The organism is Aurantiacibacter sp. MUD61 (assembly GCF_027912455.1).
Classification (GTDB): Bacteria; Pseudomonadota; Alphaproteobacteria; order Sphingomonadales; family Sphingomonadaceae; genus Alteraurantiacibacter.
In genome coordinates, this window is sequence record NZ_CP115446.1 from 154,574 (window position 1) to 178,726 (window position 24,153).

Here is a 24,153-nt window from a genome sequence, read left to right on the forward strand (position 1 = left end):
CGCCGAACCGTCTGTCACTTAAAGGATGATCAGGCTTCAAGTTCCCGAACGAGCGCAAGAATGCAGTCTTTGGCGTTGGGGAACATCAAATGCGAACAGCGCAGCGCCACCGCCTTGTCCCGCTCTTCCGGCAAGCCAGAAGCGGCGCGGCGGGAAATAACCCCGTCGCGCGGACTCCAGAATGCGACGGTTTCGACAGGCGGCTTCACCCGCGTATCTGCGGCGATCGGCGGCTGCTCGACAGAGTGCCCCGCCACCAACTGATAAGGCCTCCAGAAATTGTTCGAATAGGGCGAGTGGCTAAAGGGTGATCCCATCGAAATGACCTTTGCCACGCTGTCCGGCACCTGCTTGGCCACTTCGCGTGCGAACACACCGCCAAGGCTCCAGCCGATCAGCACGACCTTCTGGCCATAGCGCTGTTCGACCGCCTGCACCCGGTCTGCCAGGATATCGATCGTTTCCTCGGTCGGGCCGAGATTGTGGCCCATGCCCCAGCGTTTGACCGTGTGCCCTGCCCGCTCCAGCTGGCGCGCCAGATAGCGCATCCTGTTTGGCCCCGTCGCGAAGCCCGGCAGAAGGATGACAACGCGCGGATTGGCCGAGGGCTTTATGTCGGGCGCGGAATGGAATGGTCGGACGAGCGGCTCGCCAAAAGACAAGAGCTCGGCAAAGAAATAACGCAGCGGCGGCGTGTGCGCATCCTCAGGCTGCACGCCGCGCAGCAGTTTCAGCCGATGGCGCAGGGCGTCAGACAGCTTCATCGCACGCCCGGCTGGCGCGTTAACGGCAAAGGCCGGAAGGGGTTTGATCGCAGACACATTGTGACGGTTAGATGAAATCCATCCGCCAGCAAATTTGCAACCACCAGTGTCACGAAATTGCAATATTCGCGGGACGCAGGCGCATGATGCTATTCGCAATCACCGGTGCGCTGGAGATCGACTTCCATCGCGAATGTGATTTTGCCGACAGAGGGATCGTGCATTCTCATAGTCATCTGCAAATCCATGCCTTGCTCGCTTCCTTCGCCAGACATCCTGATATCGAATGCGGGCGCGCCGGCTGCCATTTCTCGACATTGCAGCGTCTGGGTAAAGCGATTGCCATCGACCTGTAGATTGGCTGCGGTGCAAGCGCCATCCATGAATTCGTTGACCCAATCGACCCGCTCCGGCTCACCTTCGAGACAATAAGACCGGGTTTCCGGCGGCTCCGCCATCAATGCGTCAGCCATGTATTCCATCTCCGATCCCGTCGGAATGGACACATCGGTGATCCGCATCTCCATCTCGTAATTGCCGGGCTGCGGCGTGACCGAGAGGAAATCGGGCCAGGGGAAATCAGGCTCATCATCATCGCCGACTTCAGCCGTGACATCCTGATAAGGCGATGAAAATGCGAAAGCCGGAACTGCAACAGCGGCGGCGACGGGAAGGAGTAGCTTGGCGACCTTATACATGCAGCCAAGGTATCGCCAATCAGCTGCAATCGCCAGTGCGTTCTGCGACGGTCTGCCAGACGACAGTGCCTTCGCCCGCTGCTGTTTCCAGATTGTAGGCCATTCGTACATTGGAGCCGCTTTCCGCGGTACGACCGGAAATCTCGACGCGGCCATTGAGGCCGATATCCGAATTGCACATCATCACGCCGTCGAGATCATTGCCGTCGGCGGTGAAGCGCGAGAGCGTGCATTCGGCTTCGGTCATTTCCGAAAGCCATTGTTCGCGTGTCAGCTCTTCGGTGACGCAGTAGGAATTCTCTTCCGCCGCACCCGCCTCAAATTCGGAGCGTGCCTCGGCTATCGCGTCCTCGGTCAGGCCGGGAGCGGCGAATTCGACCAGCTCGATGCGCGTGGAATACTGCCCGGGCTGCGGCATCACGCCATTGTCTTCGATCACGGGCGCGACATCTTCCGAAGCCAGCGCTTCGTCGGTCAGAGCCTCATCAACATCGTCTCCGCACGCGGTGAGCGCGGCGAATGCAATCAGCGGTAGGGCAGCTTTGAAACGCATGGTCGGTCCTCGAAACAGCAGGCGCACAGCAGGAACTGCGCGGGATATGGGTGCTGGCTAACAAGCCGGTTTCACCCTGCCAATCGCGGTAACCCTGTTTCGGCCCTGTTTCTCGCGCACGTCCCAAAACCGGTCACGCTGAGTTGCATTGCTTTCCAGCAAGGATCGTCAACAATCGCCGATCCGCGTACCTTCCTGTATGGCGATCATCTTGAGCACATGCTGGCTCTGGTCCGGCAGAGTGATAGTACCTTCCATAGTCACGACATCCCGGTGCGTATCGACGGTGAATGTGGACCGCCCCCGGATTTGCGGATTGTATTCACCACCTGTCCCGGAGATTTCACAGCGGCCCGAATATTCGGCGCTGTCGGTGTCGTGAGTGTACACGGAAAGCTCGCAATACCCACCAGTGCGGCTGGCAACATCCTCTGCCTGAGCATTGGCATCTGTATAGACCGGCTCACCGCAGCGGCGCTCCGTTCCTTCGAATGCACGCATCTCCGCTGGCAGATCTTCCGATGCGTAGGCGACTCCGTCGATCGTCACGCTATCGAGCGTGCGGACTTGCTCCCACTCGCCCAGAAGCGGCGGATTCTCCGGAATATCCTGAGCGCATGAGGCCAACACAGGCAACACCAACAGAATGGCGTATTTCTGACTGAGCATTTTCTTTCCCCTCAGCTACGAAGATTGGCGGCCCAGGGTAAAGATTTGCCGAACTATCCGGCGCGCAGGCTCTTACCCCATCCCTAAGCCGGGCAATCGCCCACGCGCTCGGTCTGGTTACGCATCACCATGCGCATGGCCTGACCTTCTGCGGTATTTTCCATTTCCATCGTCACCGTCATGTCTTGGCTGGTTTCGGTGATCGTGCCTGCGAAGCTCACCGTACCCGCGCCGCCCTGCCCGCCATCGCAGCGCATGGAGGCATCAAGCTGGTCGCCATCGACGGTAAAGTCGGTGAAGCTGCATTCGTCCGAATTGTCGCTCATCGCCGTCAGGAATTCCTGGAATCCGGCATCCGCCTGTTCCTGCGTGATGCAGACCAGCTGTTCCTGCCCCGCACCCATTTCCATAAAGCCGCGTACCATTTCGACCTCTTCGGCAGGCGCGCCGGGCATATCGAATTCGACGAGCTCCCCGCTTGTGCGATATTGGCCGGGCTGCGGCTTCGCGATGCTTTCAGCCACGGCTGCGACCTGATCGGGATCGTTCGGATCGGCCGCCGATTCCGGCCCTCCGCACGCGGTGAGAGCAAAGGCCGAAGCCGCGATACCGAGAACTGCTACACGCATAGGAAACTCCCCTGAAATCATCTGCACCCATGCTGAAGGGTTCAGAGCGCTTGAGCAAGCACCATTGTGTCCCCATATCGCTGCGCATGGCAGAACTCGTAATCCGTCGCGGTCTTGAAGAGCCCGATACAACAGGTGAATTCACTCCGCACAAACCCGCACGGCCCGAGAAGTCGCTGCCGGGCAAGAGGTTCAAGCTGGTATCCGAATATGAGCCTGCAGGCGACCAGCCGACCGCCATCGCAGAACTGGTAGCAGGCGCGCGCGAAGGCGAGAAAACGCAGACGCTGCTCGGCGTGACGGGTTCGGGCAAGACCTTCACCATGGCGAAGGTGGTCGAGGAGTTGCAGCGCCCTGCCCTCGTCCTTGCTCCCAACAAGATCCTCGCCGCGCAGCTGTACGGCGAGTTCAAGAGCTTCTTCCCGGAAAACGCGGTCGAGTATTTCGTCAGCTATTACGATTACTACCAGCCCGAAGCCTATGTCCCTCGCTCCGACACCTATATCGAGAAGGAAAGCTCGGTTAACGAGGCGATCGACCGGATGCGGCACTCGGCCACCCGTGCGCTGCTGGAGCGGGATGATGTGCTGATCGTAGCGTCCGTCTCCTGCCTCTACGGTATCGGTTCGGTCGAGACCTATTCGGCCATGATCTTCGACATCAAGAAAGACGACACGGTCGACCAGCGCGAGCTGATCCGCAAGCTCGTCGCCCTGCAATACAAGCGCAATGACACCGCCTTTGCACGCGGCTGTTTCCGTGTGCGCGGGGACAATCTGGAAATCTTTCCAAGCCACCTTGAAGACACTGCATGGCGCATCAGCTTCTTCGGTGACGATATCGAGGAAATCGCCGAATTCGATCCGCTGACCGGCAAAAAGGGCGAGGTGCTGGAAAAGGTCCGCGTCTACGCCAACAGCCACTATGTCACACCCGGCCCGACGATGAAGCAGGCAGCCGAGGCGATCAAATTCGAGTTGCAGGAGCGGCTCAAGGAATTGCACGAGGAAGGCCGCCTGCTCGAAGCACAGCGGCTCGAACAACGCACCAATTTCGACCTTGAAATGATTGCCGCGACCGGCAGCTGCAACGGGATCGAGAATTATTCGCGCTTCCTGACCGGTCGCCTTCCCGGCGAACCGCCGCCCACCCTGTTCGAATACTTGCCCGAGAACGCGCTGCTCTTTGTCGATGAAAGCCACCAGACCGTGCCGCAGATCGGCGCGATGGCGCGCGGAGACCACCGCCGCAAACTGACGCTCGCCGAATACGGCTTCCGGCTGCCCAGCTGTATCGATAACCGCCCGCTGCGTTTCAACGAGTGGGACGCGATGCGCCCGCAGACCTTCGCCGTGTCGGCAACGCCGGGCAGCTGGGAAATGGAAGAGACCGGCGGTGTCTTCGCAGAGCAGGTCATCCGCCCCACCGGCCTCATCGATCCGCCGGTCGAGATCAAGCCGGTCGAGGACCAGGTGCAGGACTGCATCGCCGAAGCGAAGGCAACGGCCCAGAAAGGCTATCGCACGCTGGTGACCACGCTCACCAAGCGCATGGCCGAGGATCTGACGGAGTTCATGCACGAACAGGGCGTGCGCGTGCGCTACATGCACTCCGACGTGGAAACGCTGGAGCGTATCGAGCTTATCCGCGACTTGCGGCTGGGCGTTTATGACGTGCTTGTCGGCATCAACCTGCTGCGCGAGGGGCTCGACATTCCCGAATGTGGGCTGGTGGCGATCCTCGATGCCGACAAGGAAGGCTTCCTGCGCTCCGAAACAAGCCTCATCCAGACCATCGGCCGCGCCGCGCGCAATGTCGATGGCCGCGTGATCCTGTATGCCGACCGTGTCACCGGCAGCATGGAACGCGCGATGGCCGAAACCGAACGCCGCCGTGAAAAGCAGCGCGAATTCAACGAAGAGCACGGCATCACCCCAACCACGATCAAGCGCGACATCGCCGATATCGTGGCCCATTCGGCAGCCGCCGACGGAGTGACGGTCGGTACCGGCGATGACGAGGTGAACAATCTCGTCGGCCATAATCTGCGCGCCTATATCGAAGACCTCGAAAAACGCATGCGCGCCGCCGCAGCCGATCTCGAATTCGAGGAAGCCGGTCGCCTGCGTGACGAAATCCGGCGTCTGGAGAATGACGAACTGGGTCTTGGCGATGCGGAGAAAAAGGCGCCTGTCGTGGGCCGATCGAATGAAGGCCGTCCGGGGACGCGGAAGCTTCGGTATGGCAGGACGCAGCGCAAGTTCGGGAAGTAAAGATAAGCTGCGAAAATGTCGCTGTGGTACATTGAAGTTCTGCGGCAATGACGCATAATTCCTCGCGACATCGCCTTGCGAATACAGGCGATTGGAGGGAGGCATTATGAAATTCACCAAAGCAAAAGCCACCCTGTGCGCGCTCAGCCTAGCGCTTGCCGCTTGCGGAGGCGGCGGCTCAGGTGGGGGCAACAATGGCGGTGGAGGCGGCGGAGGCGGCACGGCGAACACCCCGCCGAGCTTTACCAACAGCAACGATATTTCTTTCGTCGAGAGCACCACATCCACTGACACACGCACGGTGGTCCAACTCTCCGCGACCGACGTGGACGGCGATCCTGTGACTTTCGATTTCGTCGCCGGGAAAGATGCCGCACTCTTCAGCTTTGTCGGCGCAGCAGGTGCTGTCGGTTTCAACGATCCGGTCAGCTTCGAAACGCCGCGCGATGCGAATGGCGACAATGTCTACGAAGTCGATGTCAGCGTGAGCGACGGCACAGCCACGACGCGCCAGACGCTAACGATCACTGTCACCAACGATCGCGAAAACCTGCTGGTCACGGAAGTGGCCAACGGCCTCGGGCAGAACGGCCATGTCGAATATATCGACGATACCAACGAGTTGCTCGTGGTAAGCCGCAATGGACAGGTTTCTACAGTGGATGCGCAAACCGGTGCGGTGACAAATCATGGCGTCCTTTTCTCCGGCGCTGCCGAAATCGAGGACATGGTCACCGACGGGAATTTCACCGGAAGCGGCAGGTTTTTTGTCGCCTTTTATGAAGGAAGCAAGCTGACATTGAGCTCCATTCGGCTGAGCGATCTGAGCGAGCGGCGGCTATGGCTAAGAGAAGGCCGGGAGTTTTTCGCGTCGCTCGGGCGGCGCGGCAACAATATCCTGCTTGGCCTTTTCGATAACGGCAATTTTGCTCAGTCGCCAAGTATTCCGGCAGGAAGCATCACCGAATTTCAGTTCTTTGGCAACGGAACCGACCCCTTCGCTACCGTAAACCTAGTTCCACGTGGGTGGGGAGTGAGAAGCCCGCGCCTCCTTACTTCGACCAATCTGCAAGGCTGGGTGATCGACCAAGGGGCAAGTTTCAACGAGCTTAACCAGGCAGATTTCGAGCTGGGCCAGGCGGATGCGAATTTCGAATGGCCTTATCGCGATGGCCTCACCGACGTGCAGACCCCGCCTGCAACTTATCCGGGCACATTTGTCAGTCCGGTTCTGGTGCAGGAAGTCGATACCGATGGTGCTGGCCGCTGGGTGGATGCGTCGGACAGTCTGCAAGGCGATACCTGGTTCGGTGTCGTCGTGATAGCTGATACACGCAGCAATATCTGGACTTGGGACCGCAACAATGATGGCCCGCTGGAAAACCGTAATCTCGATTTCTGGGGTGATGTGCCAGAAGCAGACAGGCCGCGCATCGTCTCGATGGATGATGGTGACATCGATGTCGGCAATGCCATACCCATCTATATGCTCGGTTTCGATGGTACGCTCTACAGCATTGATCTCAATCCATGAGGGCGCCGAGCGACGAACCCCGCCACGCGGCCTGATCACGATCGCGGGGCAAAATCCTGTGATCTCACTTGATTAGCGAAAAGGCCCGCATCATCTGCATGGCATGCGATCCTGCGCGCTTCTTTTTGTATCTTCACTTGCCCTCACCGCGTGCGAGCGCAGCGCGTCCGAGCCGGTGCCCGATGGCGTGCAACAGGTTGCGATCGAGGACCTCGGCCCGCCGCAAGCGCGCGCCGATCCTTCGCCCGACACGTCTGGTGCGGGCTGGACGGTGGCGGAGAATGGTCAGGCGATCCTGTTCGGCGATCCGGGCGCCGATCCGTGGCTGACACTGGCGTGCGATCTCTCCGAGGAGCCTGCCCGTTTCACCATCATCCGCCATGCAGAGGCATTTCCCGGCCAGAGCGCGCTGTTTCCTTTCGTTGGCAATGGCATGCGCAGCCGGTTCCTTGCCGATGCGACGCTGGCGCAGAACGCGGACGGCGGCGAATGGCGCTGGGAAGCGGTGCTGCCTGCCGATGACCCGCAGCTCGATGTCTTTGCCGGCACACGCGATTTGACGGCCACCCTGCCGGGACGCGGGATGCTGGAGATTTCGGGCAGCCGGATACCCGGGCAGTTTCTCGACTGGTGCCGTGCGGGTGGAGAAATTGCGGAGCCTGAAGAGGACACCGAAACCGAAGCGGAAAGCGAGAGCTAGTCCGCAGCCTGAGCCCGTTCGACCAGACTGTTTGGCGTTAGAACCTGCGGCAATTGCTCGCCTTCGCCGCCCGCGGGGAACCAGATATACAGCGGCACACCGGCAACGGCCCATTGCTCCAGATAGCGCGTGATCTCCGGATCGGCCCTAGTCCAATCACCGCGCATCGCAATCACGTCTGCGTCTTCGAAAGCCGCGCGGGTTGCCTCCCGCTCGATCGCCACGCCTTCATTCACTTTGCAGCTGACGCACCAATCGGCGGTGAACCAGAGGAAGACCGGCTGGCCTGATGCACGCGCCTCGGCCAGCGCCTGCTCGCTGAAGGCCACCGGCTCTAGCACGCTTTCCTCCGCCATGCTCGCAGCCTCATCCACGCGGAACGGTGTGGCGATCAGGAAATAGGCGGGGATGATGAGCAGGATTGCTTTCATCGCAGGCGCCGCGCGGCCGAAGGAGCCGAACAGCACCGCAAGCGTCACCCCAGCGCCAAGTGCGCTAAAGGCAAAATGCATGCCGCCCAGCCGCCATGCGAGCCAGACCAGCGCGATCGCGGTCAGCCCCATCGGTGCGGCCATGATTTTGCGGAATTTCTCCATCCACGGGCCCGGCTTGGGTAAGCGGCTGCGCAGCGCCGGTATGAAACCCAGCAACAGGAAAGGCAGCGCGAGTCCTAATCCCAATGCGGCGAACAACAACAGCGCCTGCGGGACGGGAAGCAAGAGCGCCGCGCCAAGCGCTGCGGCCATGAAAGGACCGGTGCATGGAGTGGCGACAACTGCCGCCAGCAGGCCCGTCGCAAAGGCGCTCCCGCGCCCACCGGTGCGGATCGGCATGCTGGGTATTTCGAAGAAGCCGGCAAGATTGGCCGTGATCAGCACCGCGAGCACCAACAGCGCGGCCACTACCAGCGGTTGTTGCAATTGGAACGCCCAGCCCACTTGCTCTCCCGCCGCGCGCAGGGCCAGCATCAGCGCGCCGAGCGCCAGCACCGCCAGCAAGACCCCCGCCGTGTAGGCGAGCCCCTCACGCCGCGCCTGCCCTTCGCTTTCGCCTGCGCGCGCCAGCGTCAGCGCTTTCAGGCTCAGGATGGGGAAGACGCAGGGCATCAGATTGAGCAGCAATCCGCCGAGTAGCGCTCCGCCCAGCAGGAGCGGCAGCGGGCTGCTGGAAAGCGATCCGCCAATCGGTGTTCCGCCTGTCGGCACTTCGCCGGGACCTGCTGCAAAGCGCACACCATTGCCCGCATCATCGAAAGCGAGAATGCCGCTCAGCGCGTCATGCTCGGCCCGCAGCTGGCCGCGCTGGAGCTCCACGACCAGCATATCGCCATTGCGGAAGAAGCGCTGCTGCGCGCCATAGTCCACGGTGTCGCGGTTCTCTATGAACACATGCGGCGCGGGCAATTCAACGCCCTCGGCCAGTGGAATGGCGAGCCGCGTGAGATTGTCGGTGAACGCGAAACTGCCCTGTTGGTCCAGCAGAGGAGGGATCACAGCGCGATGCGTATCGAATTGCGCGTCGAGCGCCGCGCCTTGCTGCGGGAAGCGCAGGGACAGCGTTGCCTGCTCCGGAATGCACAGTTCGTCCGAACAGGCGAGCCAGCGCGCGTCCAGAGTAACATTGCCGCCCGGATCATCGCCCACTTCAAGCGGGATCAGGACCGCATAATCATCCTTGTAGGCGTGATTGGCGATGTTGAAGAGCGTGAGGACGTGCGGCACCGGATACAGCGGCTCGCCCGCTTGCCAGCCTTCGGGCAATTGCCATTCGAGCTCCATGCCGAGGCCCGCCTCGCCCGGATTTGACCAATATCCGTGCCAGCCTTCATTCGGACTGAAGCGCAGCGCGACCCACAGGGTCTCTCCGGCGACAGGCGCATTCTCCGCCACGAGATCGGCGGAAATCTGGTTTTCCCGCTGGGCCTGGGCCGCCGCAGGTGCGCTCGCCCCTGCCAGCATGAGCGCGGGCACCAGCACAGCAAGCACCAGCCGCCACAACAATAGGCCAAAGGATAGACTTGCCTGCATATGCCCGCACACCTAGGTAGCTTGGCGATGGCGGACAAGCGCGAACTCCTGATCCTTGGTGGCGGCCTCGTGGGTATGACCCTCGCACTGGCGGCTGCGCGCAAGGGCATTTCATCGCATGTGGTGGACCGGGCAGACCCGGCGGACCTTCTGGCAGAGGGATTTGACGGGCGCGCTTCGGCGATTTCGACCGCGAGCTGGAACCTGTTCAAGAATATCGGCCTTGCCGATCAGCTGGAGCCGCATGGCTGCCGGATCGAAAGCATTGCCGTAACTGATAATATGCGCCCGGGCCGGATCGATTTCGTGCCCGAAGAACACGAAGGCACGCTTGGGCGGATGTTCGCCAACCGCCAGCTTCGCGTCGCACTGTTCGAAGCGGCCAAGGATGAGAAGCTCATCAGCTGGCATGCCAAGGCCAATGTGATCGAGCGTCATCGCGGCGAGCATGGCGTGTCGGTCACGCTGGAAGATGGCACCGTGCTGGAAGCGAGCCTGCTGGTTGGCGCCGAGGGTCGTGGCTCACCCACACGGGATGGCGCCGGCATTTCCATCGCCAAATGGGATTACAGCCACCGCGCCATCATTCAGGGCCTGATCCACGAAAAGCCGCACGACGGCGTCGCTTGGGAAATATTCTACGAAGCGGGGCCCTTCGCCCTTCTGCCGCTGCTCGATGACGATCAGGGCCGCCACCGCTCGGCACTTGTCTGGACCGTTAGCGAGGCGGATGGCGAAGGCGTGATGAAGCTTGGCCCGCGCGCCTTCAAAGCCGAAGTCGAAAAGCGACTGCACGGCATTTTCGGCGACATCGAACTCAACGGTGGGCGCAGCTCCTACCCGCTGGGTTTCCATCACACGGCCAAAATCGTCGACAATCGCCTCGCTCTCGTGGGCGATGCTGCACACGGCATCCACCCCATTGCGGGCCAAGGTCTCAATCTCGGCCTGCGCGATGTCGGCGCGCTGGTGCAGGTCATTGCGGAAGGTATGCGGATCGGTCTCGATCCGGGCGACGCGCAGGTGCTCGCTCGCTATGAAAAATGGCGCGGTCTCGACAGTTTCATGGTCGCTCTCGCCACCGATGGGCTCACCCGCCTGTTCGGCGTTCCGGGCAAAGCCCCAAGCGCCATTCGCCGCATCGGCATGGGCGCAGTGCAGCGTATGCCGACGCTCAAACGCTGGTTCATGGATGAAGCGCGCGGGATGAGCGGCGATCTGCCCGAATTGCTGAAAGGTTAGGCACCTTCCAAGCGCGTTGCCTAATTGCGCGAATTGCCCGCCGGGCTGCGCTGCTCCACAGGTGAGCCTTCACCATCACGCAATTCACGCGGATCGAGCACGGCGGCGGTCTCCAGCGTTTCGAGCGCGCGTTGGGCGGCCGCAAACCGCTCCGCATCGTCGATCCAGTCCTGCGCGATGGCGGCATTGGGCATGTTGCGAATTTCCGAAATCGCCGCTTCGATGCGTCCGCTTTGCAGGAACAGCCGAGCGCGTTCGAGGCGACGCTCTGCAACGGGCGAAGCGGTGTCTTCGCGGCGCACCACGAACACTTCCGACAATTCACGCGCGAGCCGGGTGAAGACGTCTTCGCCCTCAGGCGCATCGTCCAATTGCGGAGCGAGGCCTTCCAGACGGGCGAGAAGCTGATCCAGCGTGACCGGATCCTGCGCCGCGTCGATCACTGTCTGCACGGCATTGGGGCGATCCTCACCAAAGCGCAGGCGCAATTGATCGGCGAGGTAGCCAAGCGGCGCGCCGCGTTCGATAGCCCGGCGACTGGCAAAGGCGATCAGCAGGGCTTCGGCGCGCGCAGCATTGCCCGCTGCCGCCTGCGATTGCAGATCGAGACGGGTGAGGCGCTGTTCCATCGCTGCGATACGGCTGTCGAGGCCGCCTTGCTGCTCGACCACCTGCTCGACCTGCTCAGCGGCCTGACGCGCTTCCTGCGCAACCTCTTCTGGCGAGGTTGGTTCGGGCGTGGGCAGCGCAGCGGCTTCGTCGACTGTGACGGCCGCGTCTTCACCTTCGACGGCGACTTCGCCCGCATCCTCACGCACGGTGAAAAGGCCGGAGAACAGATCGCTTTGCGACAGAGCCCATACGCTGACACCGCCCAGCAGGAATGCTCCACCGACGGCGATCAATATTGGCCGGTAGGGCGATTTGGCCTGCCGCTTGCTGGCGGGCTGGAAATCAAAACCTTGGTCCATTGCGTCCTTCTGCGCGCCCGAATTCAGGTGCTCGCTGCCTTCCCTTAAGCGCGGTTTACATTAATGACACATGTCATCGGCCAAGGCCAAGAGCGCTTCATCATCAGGCTGTGGAGCGCTCTTGCAGGCTTTCCAGCCCTTGCCAGCCGCTTTCGCGACCCGCGGACCGATGCACGCGAGCGCGATTGCGCCGCGATCCAGCCCGCGCCGATCGCACTCGGAAGCGAAATGCTCGGCCGCCTTGGCGGAATGCAGCAGCACGATGGGATCGCCAGCCCGCAGGCTCACTTCATCGCTGCCCGTCAGTGGAATTGTGCGGACAGCGTAGACGATGCGTGTGGTGACTTTCACCTTTGCCGGCAGGTCGAGCTCGACATGCTCTTCGCCCGCCAGCCGCAGGAAATGCATGTCGCCTTTTGCGCTATCGACCAGCTTCTGCAGGCCGCCCGTGCCGGTTTCTGCCACGGTAAATCCCGCCTCGCGCGCAGCGTCAGCTGTTGCTTCGCCAACCGCATGGACCGGCAATGATTCGAGGCTCTCCAGCCCCTCCCCGCCGTGACGAAAGGCATTGGCGCTGCCGATCAGCAGTGCGTCGAATTGCTTGGCATCGGGCACATCCCAGCCCATCGGCACCACTTCGAAGAGCGGCCGACCGATAATCGCCAGATTGCGGCTGCGCGCCTTTTGCAAAGTCGATTGCAGGCCGGGCTCGGGGCGGATCGCGAAAATCATGAAGCGTCGTCAAACACCGCGCGGATCGCGGGCGTTGCCTTGTCGAGCAAGGCTGTGCCGAGAGCCTTGGGCGCGTTCTGGTCGCCAGCAGCGAAGGTAGCGCTTTCCTCTACCCGCTCCGCCCCATCGGCGCTGAAAATGGCGGCGCGCATGGTGAGCTGGCCCACGTGATGGGTGCACAGCACGGCAATGGGCGAATGGCAATTGCCGCCGAGCGCCAGCAGTAGAGCGCGCTCAGCCATCACTTCCGCCCGGCTCGGCGCGTGGTCGAGTGGGGCGAGCAATTCCTGCGTACGCTTATCATCGTCGCGACACTCCACCGCAATCGCCCCTTGCGAGGGTGCGGGCAGCCATTCCTCCGCTTCGAGCGGCGCGCCAATATCGTTCTGCCCCAGCCGTTCAAGGCCGGCGGCGGCAAGGAAAGTCGCATCCGCCTCGCCCGCATCAAGCTTGCCGAGCCGTGTCGCCACATTGCCGCGGAACATCACGACCGAACAATCGGGCCGCTGGTTGAGCAATTGCGCTGCCCGGCGCGGGGCACTGGTGCCGACGACAGCGCCTTCCTTCAGCTCCGCAATGCTCGCGGCGCCAATCAGCCGATCGCGCTTGTCTGCGCGCGGCAGGATGGCGTGGAGCGTGAACACATCGGGCCGGATTGTCTCAACGTCTTTCAGCGAATGCACCGATGCGTCGATATTGCCCTCGGCCAGCCACGCATCCAGTTCCTTGGTCCACAAGGCCTTGCCGCCGATTTCCGCCAGCGGCCTGTCGAGCACTTTGTCGCCGCTCGCCACAACCGGCACCAGTTCGACTGCCTCTTCGGGCCAACCATGCGCTTCGCAGAGGCGGCGGCGCGTCTCTTCCGCCTGCACCATGGCGAGCGGAGACTGGCGGGTTCCGAGCTTCAGAAAGGGATATTCAGACATGGGTTTGCTTGCCCTAGCGAGGGACTCGTCTAAGGGGAAGCGCCATGACGCTGGTTCTCGGCATAGAAAGCTCCTGCGATGAAACCGCCGCCGCGCTGGTGACGGGTGACAGACGCATTCTGGCGCAGGCAATCGCCAGCCAGGAGGAAGAACACGCACCCTATGGCGGTGTGGTCCCCGAGATCGCCGCGCGCGCCCATGCCGAGCGGCTGACTCCGCTGATCGACAAAGTGCTGCGCGAAGCCGACGCTTCTCTTGCCGATTGCGATGCGATCGCCGCGACCGCAGGCCCGGGGCTGATCGGCGGCGTGATGGTCGGCCTTGTGACCGCAAAGGCGCTGGCGATGGCGAGCGACAAGCCGCTCTATGCCGTCAATCATCTTGAAGGCCATGCGCTCAGCCCGCGCCTTACGGATGCCTCGCTCGAATATCCCTACGCTCTGCTCCTGGTCAGCGGCGGGCATTGCCAGATCCTGCGGGTGGAGGGTGTCGGCAAATACCAGCGCCTCGCCACCACCATCGACGATGCGCTCGGCGAAGCATTCGACAAAAGCGCGAAAATCATGGGGCTTGGCTATCCGGGCGGTCCGGCTGTCGAAAAACTGGCACTGGAAGGTGATCCCAAAGCCGTTCCCCTGCCGCGCCCTCTCAAAGGCAGCAAGGAACCGCATTTCAGCTTCGCAGGTCTCAAGAGCGCCGTCCTGCGCGCGCATGAAACCGGAGAGTTTTCCAGAGCCGATCTGGCGGCAAGCTTTCAGCAGGCGGCGCTAGACTGTATCCTTGACCGGACGCGAAAGGCGCTGGAGACGATGGACGAGGTGAGCGCATTGGTGGTGGCAGGCGGTGTAGCCGCAAACCAGACCGTGCGCGGCGGGCTGGAGACACTCGCGGGCGAATTCGGCCTGCCTTTCACCGCGCCGCCGCTGCCGCTGTGCACAGATAATGCCGCGATGATCGCCTGGGCGGGTGTCGAGCGGCTGGAAGCAGGCTTCGACGCCGACCCGCTCGATCTCAAAGCAAGGCCGCGCTGGCCGCTCGATCCCGATGCAGAGCCCGCAAGGGGCGCAGGAGTAAAGGCATGACGCAGGCTTCCATAGGTGTCGTTGGCGCAGGCGCTTGGGGTACCGCACTTGCGCAATCGCTCGCCAGCGATGGGCGCACGGTCAAGCTCTGGGCGCTGGAAGACGGGCTGGCAGACGCGATCAACACTTCGCATCGCAATCTGCCCTACCTGCCCTCTGCCGAACTTGCCCCGACCATCGCGGCGACCGGCGATCTGTCGGAAATGGCCGCGTGCGACATCCTGCTGCTGGTCACCCCGGCACAGCACATGGGCCCAACGTTGGAAAAGCTCGGCAGCTACCCGCGCGACCTCGTGCTGTGCTCCAAAGGCATCGAAGCGAGCACGGGCCGCATGATGCACCATGCCGCGCATGATATTGCACCCGAGAGCGATCTTGCCGTCCTTTCCGGGCCGACATTCGCGCATGAAGTGGCCGATGGCCTGCCCTGCGCCGTCACTCTAGCCTGCGGCGGCGGGGAAGATCAGTGGGATCGCATTTCTCCCGCCATCGCGCGGCACAACTTTCGCCCCTATTATTCCGACGATGTCGTGGGCGCGGAAGTGGGCGGAGCGGTCAAGAACGTGCTCGCCATCGCCTGCGGTGTGGTCGACGGGCTGGAACTGGGGCAAAACGCCCGCAACGCTCTCATCACCCGCGGCTTTGCCGAAATGCTGCGCTTCGGCGTTGCCTTCGGCGGGAAGCCGGAGACGCTGAACGGCCTGTGCGGCCTCGGCGATCTGGTGCTCACCTGCTCGTCCACTTCCAGTCGCAATTTCTCGCTCGGCAAGGCGCTCGGCGAAGGCATGAGCGCTGAAGAGGCGCTGGCCGACAAGCGTACCGTTGCAGAGGGTGCGCATACCGCACCAGTCCTGCGCCAGATCGCGCGGGACAAAGGCGTGCAAATGCCCATAGTCGAAGCGGTCAACCACCTGCTCGAAGGCCGCGGCGCGCGTGAAGTCGTGGCGGAACTGCTCTCCCGCCCGCTCAAGGCAGAAGGCCACGAGGCTTGAGCGAACCCGCCGCACAAGGCCCCGAAAGCGCGGATCACCGCGAGGATATGAATGCGCTCGTCAAAGGCGGGCGCACCAATACCATTGGCTTTGTGCTGCGGCTGATCGGCGGCATTCCCTTCCTATTCCTGGGCTATCGTCTCTACGGCACCGAGGAAATGGGCCGCTTTGCCTCTGCCGTCGTGGTGGTGGAACTGTTCGCGCTGATCTGCGCGCTCGGTGAAAAACGCGGCCTCGCGCAGAGGCTGACGCAGGGATCGGAGGAAGACGGGCACCGGCGCGTCAATCTGGTGTTCGATGGCATCCTCGCTTGCCTGCTGATCTCTGCGGTATTCGTCGCGCTACTGGTGATCTGGCCCGATCCCATTTTCCCGAACGGGACGAGCGGCCGCTATGATATTCTCATCATCGGCGCGATTCCGGCCTTTGCGCTGACCGAGATCCTGCTCGCCGCGCAGGCCTATAAATTCGACATTGCAACCACGGTGCGCGCCCGCGCCATCGTCGAGCCGTGGACGCGCTCGATCGCGGTGGTAGCCTTCTTCTTCATCCCGGCGCTGCGCGATGGCGGCGTGGCGCTCGCCTATCTGGCGGCGGTCTATGCCGCTTTGCTGACGGCCGCATGGTCGTTCTTCCGGACCTATGGCAGGCCCAAGCGATGGCGCCCGCGACCGCGCTATCTCGGCCAGTTGATGGCCCGCGCATTTCCCCTCGCAGGCGCGGACGTAATCGAGCGCGGCACGCGGCTGATCGATGTCTTCCTTCTAGGCCTGTTCACGTCGCCAACGGCGGTGGGCATCTATTATTTCGCAAAGGAAATCGCGAGCCTGCCGCAAAAGCTTAAGACCAGTTTCGAACCCGTGCTTTCGCCCGTCATCACGAAAAACCTGAAAACCGGCAATTACGCGGCAATTGCCAAGCAGGTGCGCCAGGTGGGCTTCTGGATTATCGCCTTGCAATTGGGCATCGCGCTCGCGCTCGCCATTCCGGGCGAAGCGGTGATGGGGCTTGGCGGGCCGGACATCGTCGGCGGTACAGCCGCGCTCGCGCTGTTGCTTATCGCAGAGGCGGTGGCGAGCATGGCGGTCGTTTCCGAAGGCGTGCTCGTCTACATCGCCAAGAAGCGCAACCTGGCTATTTCCGTCGGCGTGATCGCTTTGCAGGCGGCGCTGACTGTGGGCCTCATCATGCTTGCCCAACATTGGGGCCTTGATGAAGGCTATATGGCGAGCGGTGCGGCGGCTTCATTGCTGCTGGCGCTCGGCGCGTCCAGCCTGATCAAGGCGCTGCTGCTCAAGAAGTTGCTCAAGGCTCCGGTCGGCAATCTGCGCTTCGCACTCGTATGGGCCACGGGTGCGGCGGTGCTGGTCGGCCAAGTGGCCATCCTGCTGCCCGAATGGGCCGAGCTGCTGTTCGGCATCCCGGCAATTTTGGCGGGTTATCTGCTCGTCATCTGGAAATACGGTTTCGGGCCGGAGGACAGAGTGCTGTTCCAGCGCGGCGAGGATGAAGCGCAGCAAGAAGCGACGTAGGCGGCCTCAAAACTTGGCGCACATGCTCCTCGCAGCGAAGAATTTCGCGAGCCTTTGCAAACATTGCGCTTCTCGTGCGTTCACCTAAATGAACGACGATTAACAGCCAGAGGCGCACTTCAGATGTCGCTCGGCACAGATGAATGAGGACATAGCGCGATGCAGGACATACTTCAGGACTATTGGATATTCATCCTCATAGCGCTGGTATTCCTGTTCCTGCTTGTCTTCTGGCTGCTGCAGTCATCCCGCCGAACGAAAGTGCAGCGCGAAGATATCGTCGACGGTGAAAGCGGCACCAAGCGCAATCAGGCGCTGATCGATGCTCCGGCAGCAGCGGCAGGTCCTGTTTCGGCGGCTGCCAATACCGACAGGGTCGCCGCCGCGCCGGTAACGGCAGACTCCGAAGCCGGGGCCAGCGTATCTCCGCGCGAAGCCCGCAGCGCGCCTGAAACACCCGCAGCGCCTCCCGCGGAGGACACTGGCGACGACCTGCGCCGCATCAAGGGGCTCGGCCCCAAGCTGGTGACGATCTTGCACGAGAATGGCGTCACAAGTTTCGCACAGATCGCCGCATGGGACGATTCCGATATCGACCGCATGGATGCAAAGCTCGGCCGTTTCCAGGGCCGCATCCGGCGCGATGATTGGGTGGAACAAGCCCGCTTTCTCGCCAAGGACGATCTCGCTGGATACAAAGCGAAATTCGGCAACCTGTAGGCGCTCGGCGCTGGCATTGGTTAACATCGATTTACCTTCTCCGGGAACACTCGGAGAGACCCAGCGTATGTTTCAGTAACAAGACATTCAACGCCAGGGGTGGAACTATGGCCACGCAAATTGATGACGGACCGCCGAAGGTCCTCGTAGTAGAAGATGAATTCATTATCGCGCTCGATCTTTCGGAGACGGTGCGCGATCTCGGCTACCGGGTCGAAGGCCCCTTCGCCTGCAGGGATCACGCGATGATCGCGATCGATGGCAAGTTGCCCGATCTCGCAATTCTCGATGTGATGACTGCCGACGGGGAAGTTTTCCCGCTGGCCGATGCTCTTACCGAAGCCGGCGTACCGATCATTTTCCATTCCGGCCATGTGACCGAAAAGGACGTGGCAGAGCGTTATCCCGAAGCGCAGGCTGTGTCCAAGCCATGCCCTCCCGACCAGCTCATCGCCATGATCGAGCGCGCCCGGGAACTCGTCCACTAAGCGACCGATCCACTCCGGGCAGCGCGGCACAGCGCTCGCCCGCAACACTGGCCCATAACACTGGCCCAATTGCCCGCTTGCCGCGCAAGAGCAGACTATCTAGGGGGTGGTTTCAAAGGAGACCACTTTCATGGCTGCAATGGCACCTTTCGACTGGGCCGACCCCTTCAATATCGATGACCAATTGAGCGAGGAAGAGCGCATGGTGCGCGATTCCGCCCATGGTTTTGCGCAAAGCGTGCTGCAACCGCGCGTCATCGAAGCTTACGCCAATGAGGCCGACACGCCCGAACTGTTCCCCCTGATGGGCGAAGCAGGCTTGCTCGGTGTGACCATTCCCGAAGAATTTGGCGGATCGGGCGCAAGCTATGTCGCTTATGGTCTTATCGCACGCGAAATCGAACGCGTGGACAGCGGCTATCGTTCGATGGCCAGCGTACAATCTTCGCTCGTGATGTATCCCATCCATGCTTACGGTTCGGACGAGCAGCGGCAGAAGTATCTGCCAGGTCTGGCAAGCGGCGAATTGATCGGCTGCTTCGGGCTCACAGAACCTGACGCGGGCTCCGATCCTGCCGGCATGCGTACCTATGCCAAGAAGGACGGTGACGGCTATTCGATTTCCGGCGCGAAAACGTGGATTTCCAACGCGCCTTTTGCCGATGTTTTCGTCGTCTGGGCCAAAAGCGAAGCTCATGGCGACAAAGTCCGCGGCTTTGTCCTCGAAAAAGGCATGGCTGGCCTCGAAGCGCCGAAGATTGGCGGCAAGCTGAGCCTGCGCGCCAGCACCACCGGCATGATCCAAATGGATGAAGTGAAGCTTCCTGCCGATGCGCTCCTGCCTGATGTGGAAGGCATGAAGGGCCCATTCGGCTGCCTGAACCGGGCACGCTACGGCATTTCCTGGGGCAGCATGGGCGCGGCCGAGTTCTGCTATCACGCCGCGCGCCAATACGGCCTCGATCGCCACCAGTTCGGTGTGCCGCTCGCTTCCAAGCAAATCTACCAGCTCAAGCTCGCCGATATGCTGACAGAGATTTCACTCGGTTTGCAGGCATCCTTGCGCGTGGGCAGGTTGATGGATGAAGGCAAGTTCGCGCCCGAAATGATCAGCGTGGTCAAGCGCAACAATGTCGGCAAGGCGCTGAACATTGCCCGTGCTGCCCGCGACATGCATGGCGGGAACGGAATTTCCGAGGAATATCAAGTGATGAGGCACATGGTGAACCTCGAAACCGTTAACACCTATGAAGGCACTCACGATGTACACGCGCTCATCCTCGGGCGGGCAATCACGGGCATTTCAGCTTTCTGAATGCACGTTTGGTCGGTTGAGGTGCTGTATTTTCGCAACACACTGAAGAGTGCTGAATTTTTTACTTCGCATGTGCGGAACAATGCGGCATAATTGCCGTTGCGAGTATCAGGCTGGGACGAAAACCCAGCGTCGTATGAGGACGTGAAATGAAAAGACTTCTGCTTTCAGCGTCTGTCATGGCCATTGCCCTTCCGGGCGTGGCTCAGGCAGACCCTTACATCGCCATTAGTGGCGGTGTCGCCACTCAGGAAAATGCCGAAAATAGCGGCACTTTCACTGAAACCGTTCCTGCAGATGGCCTGATCGCCATCCCCGAAGGTACGAACTATTCGTTCGACACGAATAGCGACCTCGGCTGGAACGTACAGGGCCAGATCGGCTACGAGTTCGACAGCGGCATCCGCATCGAACTCGACGGTAGCTATGTCACCTATGACATCGAATACCACGACAATCTTGTGATCGGCGGACAGCCGATCGGTCCGCAGAACGCAAACATCCTGACGCGCGGCGATCCGCTGCCCGACTCGGTGTGGAACGTTCTTGCCGACGGCCAGGGCGACATTGAATCCTACGGCGCGTTCCTGAACGTCCTGTATGATTTCGACCTTGGTTCGGTCACGCCGTACATCGGTGCCGGCGCCGGTATCTATGTAATCGACGCCGACTACCTGCCGAGCGGCCTGCGCATCACCAACGATGCCGATACCACCTTCGCCTATCAGGGCATCGTCGGTGTTTCGGGTCAGATCTCCGACCGCGTAGAAGCTTTCGGTGAGTACAAGTATCGTCGCCTGTTCGACGAAGCTGACCTCAACAACCAGCTGCTGCCGGCAACGCTGCAGAACGATCCGACCCAGCACATCGCTGCGTTCGGTCTGCGCTTTGCACTTGGTGGCGAAGAAGCGGCTCCGCCGCCTCCTCCGCCCCCGCCGCCGCCTCCGCCGCCTCCTCCGCCCCCGCCTCCTCCGCCGCCGCCTCCGCCGCCGGTCGTTGAGTGCAACACGGGTCCCTACATCGTGTTCTTCGATTGGGATGAGAGCGACATCACGCCGGAAGCAGCAACCGTGCTCAACTCGGCTGTCACCGCTTACGGCAACTGCGGCACCGCGAGCATCATGCTGGCAGGCCACACCGATACGTCGGGTACGCAGACCTACAACATGGGTCTCGCAGAGCGTCGTAACGACTCGGTCCGTGCTTACCTCACGAACCGTGGCATCCCTGGCGGTCGCATCATGAGCGAAGCCTTCGGTGAGAACGACCTGCGCGTCGCTACCGCCGATGGTGTGCGCGAACTGCAGAACCGTCGTGTGGAAATCACTTACGGTCCGAACTCGGGCATGTAAGCCACGCCAACAAGGCAAACAGAACGGGCCGGGAGAGCGATCTCCCGGCCCTTCTTTTTTGGGTTCTGCAATCGGGGAGTTAGGCCGCGAGCCTTGCGAAGGTTCTCGCTAAAGCCTGTCAGTCGTCATTCGCGGGCAGTGCGGGCGAAGCTTTGCCCACCGCCAGTTCACCTTCGGAAAAACGGATCGGTGTGCGCAGCCCCCGCAGGCCCTCTTCAAGCTCCACCACCATGCCGCGCGCTTCGATCTGCGGATCGGTGAGCGCCTGTCTGACCGTATTGATCGGGCCAGCGGGCACACGCACTTCTTCCATCTTGGCGAGCAGTGCGTCGCGATCCCATTCGGCAATCCGGCGCTTGATCGAGGCGGACAGGCTTTCGCGGTTCTTCACCCGCCGCGCATTCGTGCGCCATTCCTCACGCACAGGCATGTCGATCGCCTCGGCAAAGCGCGCGAACTGGTTGTCATTCCCCACAGCAACGATCAGCCAGCCGTCCTTCGCCGCGAATGCCTCATAGGGCGCGATGTTCGGATGGGCATTGCCAAGCCGCTTGGGCGTGCGGCCGGAGGCGAGATAGTTCATCGCCTGATTGCCCAGCGTGCCGACCATCACATCGAGCAACGCCATATCGACAAATTGCCCGCGCCCTGTCGCCTCGCGCTGGCGCAGCGCCGCCTGAATTCCGATCACCGCGTAAAGCCCGGTCATGATGTCTGCATAAGCGACGCCGATTTTCTGCGGTGCTCCGTCCGGCTCGCCGGTCAGATCCATGATCCCGCTCATACCCTGGATGATGAAGTCATATCCGGCGCGCGCCGCATAGGGGCCATCCTGGCCGAAGCCGGTGATCGAGCAATAGACGAGGCGCGGATTGGCGGACTTCAGACTGGCATAGTCGAGGCCGTATTTCGCAAGCCCGCCCAGCTTGAAATTCTCGATCACCACATCGGCATCCGCGATCAGCGCTTTTACGCGCGCCAGATCATCCGCTTTTGTGAAATCGGCGATCGTGCTGGTCTTGCCGCGGTTGGCGGCGTGGAAATAGGCGGCATCCTTGCTGCCATTCTCGCGATCGATGAAGGGCGGGCCCCAGCGGCGGGTGTCGTCGCCTTCGGGGCTTTCGACCTTGATGACTTCAGCCCCCAGATCGGCAAGCACCTGCCCTGCCCAGGGCCCTGCCAGAATGCGCGCCAACTCGACGACCTTGATCCCTGCCAGCGGTGCGGAGCCAGCGTCGCGGCGTGTCTTGCCGAAGCCCGGAATTCGCAGCGGCATCGATCAGGCCGCCATCGGCATGGCGGGCGCATGCTCATCGTCATTGGCGGGCATGCGATCACGCTGCGGCTTGCGCGCGGTGCGCTTCGTGCGAGCAGTCTTGCGACCGCTGAGACGATTGAACCTCTGCCGCACACTCCCCGCAAACGCCTTGATCGAAGCGGCCGTGCTCGCGAGCACGCTCACAATCACCGCATCCACATAGATCGCCAGTTCCATGGCATAGGCGGCGAAAAATTCCGGGCCGAGCAATGCGATGAACTCGCCTCCGCTCAACATGACCGGGATGAGGATCACCGCATAGATTATGTGATGCGGACGGAATTTGGCCAGTGCGGAGGAAGGACGCTCGACCAGCTGCCGGTGACAGAGCCGTGCAAAAGGCGTTTGGGGCGCGAGCAGCAGGGCGATCAGGATGATGGCGAGACAGCCGGTGAGTGCAATCATATCCGCCATGTAGCGCAGCCCGCGCAATATGGAAGGCTTCGCGCGGTATTGGGCTTTTAGTCAGGCTTGCCGCGCCAGTGCAGCCGGTCCAAAAGGCGCGGATGAAATATCTCATCGCCCTGCCCCTTCTCGCGATCGTCGCCATCGGCATCTCGTTCTCGGTCGATCGCCTTCGCACCTTCAACGCTCTGGTGCCGAAGGATGCGAACAGTGCTCAGGTGGCTAGCGATGTGGCCTATGGCGCGCATGAACGGCAGAAGCTCGATGTCTATGCGCCGGTTGAAGCCACCGATGACGTGAAGCCGGTCATCGTCTGGCTCTATGGCGGCAGCTGGAACAGCGGCACGCGCGAAGGCTATGATTTCGTGGGACGCGCGCTGGCGGCGCAGGGCTTTATCACCGTGGTACCGGACTATCGCCTCGTTCCCGAAGTGCGCTTCCCCGGCTTTGTCGAGGACGGTGCGGAAGCCATCCGCTGGGTCCGCGCCAATGCCGCGCAATATGGCGGCGATCCGGACAATATCGTGGTGATGGGCCATTCTGCGGGAGCGCATATCGCGGCCATGCTGGCAAAAGACCCGCAATGGTTGGGGGAAGACCGCGCAGCGATTGCCGGCATGATCGGCCTTGCGGGGCCTTATGATTTCCTGCCGCTGGACACAGATTCCACCATCGCCGCCTTCAGCCATTGGCCGGAACTGGAAGAGACGCAGCCGGTGACTTTCGCCGATGCCAGCAGTCCGCCAGCCCTCTTGCTGACAGGCGCTGACGACACGACTGTGCGTCCACGCAACAGCATCTCGCTGGCCGCCGCGCTGACCTCTGCCGGGGTTGAGGCCGAGGTGGTGCAGTATGAGGATGTCGACCACATCGATATCCTCATTGCCCTTGCCAGACCCCTGCGCAGCCGCGCTGCCGTTCTGGAGGATGCGGTGCGCTTTGCGCGGGAAGTGACCCGCTAACCGCTCGCGCTTTAACTTTCGGACAGTGGACAAGGCCCATACCCCACTTGCGCTTCCGCGTGTTGTAGTCGCAACACACTTTCGTCGAGCGGATACTGCAGTTCCTCGATCAGACATGGTGGCGTGGACAGGGGTTCACCATGTAAATTGTAAGGAATGGGTGGAGGGCACTTCGGGTTGCCAGCCGGCTACATTCTCAACGGCTTAAGCGCCGGATATCACAAATGGGCTTGCACCTGCACGGGGTGGGGGTAAGCCTGTAGCGGGAC

23 protein-coding genes are annotated in these 24,153 nt (G+C 61.7%); 12 read left to right on the forward strand and 11 right to left on the reverse strand.

Annotated elements, in window-relative coordinates:
- Positions 1 to 29 precede the first annotated feature (29 nt).
- The 5 genes from O2N64_RS00805 to O2N64_RS00825 all read right to left on the reverse strand — a co-directional run bounded on the left by O2N64_RS00805 (position 30) and on the right by O2N64_RS00825 (position 3,313).
- Positions 30 to 821, reverse strand: coding sequence for an esterase/lipase family protein (locus O2N64_RS00805; protein WP_271078407.1), 792 nt, complete (start codon positions 819 to 821; stop codon positions 30 to 32).
- A 92-nt stretch (positions 822 to 913) separates the two neighbouring features.
- The gene (locus tag O2N64_RS00810; RefSeq protein ID WP_271078408.1) at positions 914 to 1,462 is read right to left on the reverse strand and encodes a DUF3617 domain-containing protein; all 549 of its coding nucleotides are present in this window, start codon (positions 1,460 to 1,462) and stop codon (positions 914 to 916) included.
- Between the two features lie 19 nt (positions 1,463 to 1,481).
- A complete protein-coding gene (locus tag O2N64_RS00815; protein WP_271078409.1) occupies positions 1,482 to 2,015 on the reverse strand; it encodes a DUF3617 domain-containing protein in 534 nt (177 codons plus the stop codon).
- 168 nt (positions 2,016 to 2,183) lie between these two features.
- Complete coding sequence (locus tag O2N64_RS00820) at positions 2,184 to 2,684, reverse strand: DUF3617 domain-containing protein (RefSeq protein ID WP_271078410.1); 501 nt, start codon at positions 2,682 to 2,684, stop codon at positions 2,184 to 2,186.
- 83 nt (positions 2,685 to 2,767) lie between these two features.
- Positions 2,768 to 3,313: a DUF3617 domain-containing protein gene (locus O2N64_RS00825; protein WP_271078411.1), complete on the reverse strand. Its 546-nt coding sequence runs from the start codon at positions 3,311 to 3,313 to the stop codon at positions 2,768 to 2,770.
- 86 nt (positions 3,314 to 3,399) lie between these two features.
- On the opposite strand from O2N64_RS00825, the gene uvrB reads away from it, so the two are divergent.
- From uvrB to O2N64_RS00840, 3 genes are all read left to right on the forward strand, one after another.
- Positions 3,400 to 5,586 carry an excinuclease ABC subunit UvrB gene (uvrB, locus tag O2N64_RS00830; RefSeq protein WP_271078412.1) on the forward strand — a complete coding sequence of 729 codons (2,187 nt, stop codon included), beginning with the start codon at positions 3,400 to 3,402 and terminating at the stop codon, positions 5,584 to 5,586.
- Between the two features lie 106 nt (positions 5,587 to 5,692).
- Positions 5,693 to 7,120 carry a hypothetical protein gene (locus O2N64_RS00835; protein WP_271078413.1) on the forward strand — a complete coding sequence of 476 codons (1,428 nt, stop codon included), beginning with the start codon at positions 5,693 to 5,695 and terminating at the stop codon, positions 7,118 to 7,120.
- Between the two features lie 103 nt (positions 7,121 to 7,223).
- Entirely contained in the window at positions 7,224 to 7,820 is a 597-nt protein-coding gene (locus O2N64_RS00840; protein ID WP_271078414.1) for a hypothetical protein, read from the forward strand.
- Here the strand turns inward: O2N64_RS00840 and O2N64_RS00845 are convergent.
- Positions 7,817 to 9,847: a protein-disulfide reductase DsbD family protein gene (locus O2N64_RS00845; RefSeq protein WP_271078415.1), complete on the reverse strand. Its 2,031-nt coding sequence runs from the start codon at positions 9,845 to 9,847 to the stop codon at positions 7,817 to 7,819. The two genes, O2N64_RS00840 and O2N64_RS00845, sit on opposite strands and share 4 nt — an antisense overlap.
- Positions 9,848 to 9,874: 27 nt before the next feature.
- Between O2N64_RS00845 and O2N64_RS00850 the strand changes: the two genes are divergently transcribed.
- Positions 9,875 to 11,089 carry an FAD-dependent monooxygenase gene (locus O2N64_RS00850; protein ID WP_271078416.1) on the forward strand — a complete coding sequence of 405 codons (1,215 nt, stop codon included), beginning with the start codon at positions 9,875 to 9,877 and terminating at the stop codon, positions 11,087 to 11,089.
- A 20-nt stretch (positions 11,090 to 11,109) separates the two neighbouring features.
- Here the strand turns inward: O2N64_RS00850 and O2N64_RS00855 are convergent, their stop codons facing one another.
- Genes O2N64_RS00855 through hemC form a run of 3 tightly spaced genes read right to left on the reverse strand, consistent with a single transcriptional unit; the run spans position 11,110 to position 13,718 of the window.
- Positions 11,110 to 12,060: a hypothetical protein gene (locus O2N64_RS00855; RefSeq protein ID WP_271078417.1), complete on the reverse strand. Its 951-nt coding sequence runs from the start codon at positions 12,058 to 12,060 to the stop codon at positions 11,110 to 11,112.
- Positions 12,061 to 12,120: 60 nt separating this feature from the next.
- Positions 12,121 to 12,792, reverse strand: coding sequence for a uroporphyrinogen-III synthase (locus O2N64_RS00860; RefSeq protein ID WP_271078418.1), 672 nt, complete (start codon positions 12,790 to 12,792; stop codon positions 12,121 to 12,123).
- Entirely contained in the window at positions 12,789 to 13,718 is a 930-nt protein-coding gene (gene hemC / locus O2N64_RS00865; RefSeq protein ID WP_271078419.1) for a hydroxymethylbilane synthase, read from the reverse strand. The genes O2N64_RS00860 and hemC overlap by 4 nt, the downstream gene beginning before the upstream one ends.
- A gap of 44 nt (positions 13,719 to 13,762) precedes the next feature.
- Here hemC and tsaD point away from each other — a divergent pair, with 44 nt between their 5' ends.
- The 7 genes from tsaD (at position 13,763) to O2N64_RS00900 (ending at position 21,199) form a co-directional block, all read left to right on the forward strand.
- The gene (gene tsaD, locus O2N64_RS00870) at positions 13,763 to 14,800 is read left to right on the forward strand and encodes a tRNA (adenosine(37)-N6)-threonylcarbamoyltransferase complex transferase subunit TsaD (RefSeq protein WP_271078420.1); all 1,038 of its coding nucleotides are present in this window, start codon (positions 13,763 to 13,765) and stop codon (positions 14,798 to 14,800) included.
- Positions 14,797 to 15,792, forward strand: coding sequence for an NAD(P)H-dependent glycerol-3-phosphate dehydrogenase (locus tag O2N64_RS00875; protein ID WP_271078421.1), 996 nt, complete (start codon positions 14,797 to 14,799; stop codon positions 15,790 to 15,792). The genes tsaD and O2N64_RS00875 overlap by 4 nt, the downstream gene beginning before the upstream one ends.
- Before the next feature lie 47 nt (positions 15,793 to 15,839).
- Complete coding sequence (locus O2N64_RS00880) at positions 15,840 to 17,324, forward strand: oligosaccharide flippase family protein (RefSeq protein WP_271079683.1); 1,485 nt, start codon at positions 15,840 to 15,842, stop codon at positions 17,322 to 17,324.
- Positions 17,325 to 17,483: 159 nt separating this feature from the next.
- Positions 17,484 to 18,044, forward strand: coding sequence for a hypothetical protein (locus tag O2N64_RS00885; RefSeq protein WP_271078422.1), 561 nt, complete (start codon positions 17,484 to 17,486; stop codon positions 18,042 to 18,044).
- A 107-nt stretch (positions 18,045 to 18,151) separates the two neighbouring features.
- Positions 18,152 to 18,532 carry a response regulator gene (locus O2N64_RS00890; RefSeq protein WP_271078423.1) on the forward strand — a complete coding sequence of 127 codons (381 nt, stop codon included), beginning with the start codon at positions 18,152 to 18,154 and terminating at the stop codon, positions 18,530 to 18,532.
- A 130-nt stretch (positions 18,533 to 18,662) separates the two neighbouring features.
- Positions 18,663 to 19,847: an acyl-CoA dehydrogenase gene (locus O2N64_RS00895; RefSeq protein ID WP_271078424.1), complete on the forward strand. Its 1,185-nt coding sequence runs from the start codon at positions 18,663 to 18,665 to the stop codon at positions 19,845 to 19,847.
- A 149-nt stretch (positions 19,848 to 19,996) separates the two neighbouring features.
- Positions 19,997 to 21,199, forward strand: a complete 1,203-nt coding sequence (locus O2N64_RS00900) for an OmpA family protein (RefSeq protein WP_271078425.1) — start codon at positions 19,997 to 19,999, stop codon at positions 21,197 to 21,199.
- A gap of 118 nt (positions 21,200 to 21,317) precedes the next feature.
- On the opposite strand, the gene O2N64_RS00905 is transcribed toward O2N64_RS00900, so the two are convergent.
- Positions 21,318 to 22,475 (reverse strand): CaiB/BaiF CoA transferase family protein, encoded by a 1,158-nt coding sequence (locus O2N64_RS00905; RefSeq protein ID WP_271078426.1) that lies wholly within the window; start codon positions 22,473 to 22,475, stop codon positions 21,318 to 21,320.
- Positions 22,476 to 22,478: 3 nt separating this feature from the next.
- Entirely contained in the window at positions 22,479 to 22,931 is a 453-nt protein-coding gene (locus tag O2N64_RS00910; RefSeq protein ID WP_271078427.1) for a hypothetical protein, read from the reverse strand.
- 92 nt (positions 22,932 to 23,023) lie between these two features.
- On the opposite strand from O2N64_RS00910, the gene O2N64_RS00915 reads away from it, so the two are divergent.
- The gene (locus O2N64_RS00915; RefSeq protein ID WP_271078428.1) at positions 23,024 to 23,884 is read left to right on the forward strand and encodes an alpha/beta hydrolase; all 861 of its coding nucleotides are present in this window, start codon (positions 23,024 to 23,026) and stop codon (positions 23,882 to 23,884) included.
- Positions 23,885 to 24,153: the final 269 nt, after the last annotated feature.

What these genes read in the sequence shown, in the direction of transcription:
- O2N64_RS00910 (WP_271078427.1), bottom strand. Translation starts at nt 22,931, where the DNA reads ATGGCGGATATGATTGCACTCACCGGCTGTCTCGCCATCATCCTGATC.
- O2N64_RS00850 (WP_271078416.1), top strand. Translation starts at nt 9,875, where the DNA reads ATGGCGGACAAGCGCGAACTCCTGATCCTTGGTGGCGGCCTCGTGGGT.
- O2N64_RS00810 (WP_271078408.1), bottom strand. Translation starts at nt 1,462, where the DNA reads ATGTATAAGGTCGCCAAGCTACTCCTTCCCGTCGCCGCCGCTGTTGCA.
- O2N64_RS00880 (WP_271079683.1), top strand. Translation starts at nt 15,840, where the DNA reads ATGAATGCGCTCGTCAAAGGCGGGCGCACCAATACCATTGGCTTTGTG.
- O2N64_RS00835 (WP_271078413.1), top strand. Translation starts at nt 5,693, where the DNA reads ATGAAATTCACCAAAGCAAAAGCCACCCTGTGCGCGCTCAGCCTAGCG.
- O2N64_RS00840 (WP_271078414.1), top strand. Translation starts at nt 7,224, where the DNA reads ATGCGATCCTGCGCGCTTCTTTTTGTATCTTCACTTGCCCTCACCGCG.
- O2N64_RS00900 (WP_271078425.1), top strand. Translation starts at nt 19,997, where the DNA reads ATGAAAAGACTTCTGCTTTCAGCGTCTGTCATGGCCATTGCCCTTCCG.
- O2N64_RS00845 (WP_271078415.1), bottom strand. Translation starts at nt 9,847, where the DNA reads ATGCAGGCAAGTCTATCCTTTGGCCTATTGTTGTGGCGGCTGGTGCTT.
- tsaD (WP_271078420.1), top strand. Translation starts at nt 13,763, where the DNA reads ATGACGCTGGTTCTCGGCATAGAAAGCTCCTGCGATGAAACCGCCGCC.
- O2N64_RS00815 (WP_271078409.1), bottom strand. Translation starts at nt 2,015, where the DNA reads ATGCGTTTCAAAGCTGCCCTACCGCTGATTGCATTCGCCGCGCTCACC.
- O2N64_RS00855 (WP_271078417.1), bottom strand. Translation starts at nt 12,060, where the DNA reads ATGGACCAAGGTTTTGATTTCCAGCCCGCCAGCAAGCGGCAGGCCAAA.
- O2N64_RS00885 (WP_271078422.1), top strand. Translation starts at nt 17,484, where the DNA reads ATGCAGGACATACTTCAGGACTATTGGATATTCATCCTCATAGCGCTG.
- O2N64_RS00820 (WP_271078410.1), bottom strand. Translation starts at nt 2,684, where the DNA reads ATGCTCAGTCAGAAATACGCCATTCTGTTGGTGTTGCCTGTGTTGGCC.
- O2N64_RS00890 (WP_271078423.1), top strand. Translation starts at nt 18,152, where the DNA reads ATGGCCACGCAAATTGATGACGGACCGCCGAAGGTCCTCGTAGTAGAA.
- O2N64_RS00825 (WP_271078411.1), bottom strand. Translation starts at nt 3,313, where the DNA reads ATGCGTGTAGCAGTTCTCGGTATCGCGGCTTCGGCCTTTGCTCTCACC.
- O2N64_RS00860 (WP_271078418.1), bottom strand. Translation starts at nt 12,792, where the DNA reads ATGATTTTCGCGATCCGCCCCGAGCCCGGCCTGCAATCGACTTTGCAA.
- hemC (WP_271078419.1), bottom strand. Translation starts at nt 13,718, where the DNA reads ATGTCTGAATATCCCTTTCTGAAGCTCGGAACCCGCCAGTCTCCGCTC.
- O2N64_RS00875 (WP_271078421.1), top strand. Translation starts at nt 14,797, where the DNA reads ATGACGCAGGCTTCCATAGGTGTCGTTGGCGCAGGCGCTTGGGGTACC.
- uvrB (WP_271078412.1), top strand. Translation starts at nt 3,400, where the DNA reads ATGGCAGAACTCGTAATCCGTCGCGGTCTTGAAGAGCCCGATACAACA.
- O2N64_RS00905 (WP_271078426.1), bottom strand. Translation starts at nt 22,475, where the DNA reads ATGCCGCTGCGAATTCCGGGCTTCGGCAAGACACGCCGCGACGCTGGC.
- O2N64_RS00915 (WP_271078428.1), top strand. Translation starts at nt 23,024, where the DNA reads ATGAAATATCTCATCGCCCTGCCCCTTCTCGCGATCGTCGCCATCGGC.
- O2N64_RS00895 (WP_271078424.1), top strand. Translation starts at nt 18,663, where the DNA reads ATGGCTGCAATGGCACCTTTCGACTGGGCCGACCCCTTCAATATCGAT.